Source organism: Proteus sp. TSJ240517, from assembly GCF_047921575.1.
GTDB lineage: Bacteria > Pseudomonadota > Gammaproteobacteria > Enterobacterales > Enterobacteriaceae > Proteus.
This window is the reverse complement of sequence record NZ_JBLRMH010000039.1, coordinates 1-264: the sequence shown is the minus strand read 5'-3', so window position 1 is coordinate 264 and position 264 is coordinate 1. Positions and strand designations below refer to the sequence as shown.

The 264-nt window shown below is 46.6% G+C and carries 1 pseudogene; it reads left to right on the top strand.

What is annotated here, in order from left to right:
* A pseudogene (gene tuf / locus ACNARN_RS18665) lies at nt 1–264 on the top strand (elongation factor Tu); the annotation flags it as partial.

The window sequence follows — 264 nt, the reverse complement described above, 5'->3', positions numbered from 1 at the left end:
AGGTGACGACACTCCAGTAATCCGTGGTTCAGCGCTGAAAGCACTGGAAGGCGAAGCTGAGTGGGAAGCGAAAATTGTTGAATTAGCAGAAGCACTGGATTCATACATCCCAGAACCAGAGCGTGCAATTGACAAGCCATTCCTGTTACCAATCGAAGACGTATTCTCAATCTCAGGCCGTGGTACAGTAGTAACAGGTCGTGTTGAGCGTGGTGTTGTTAAAGTTGGTGAAGAAGTTGAAATCGTTGGTATCAAACCAACAGT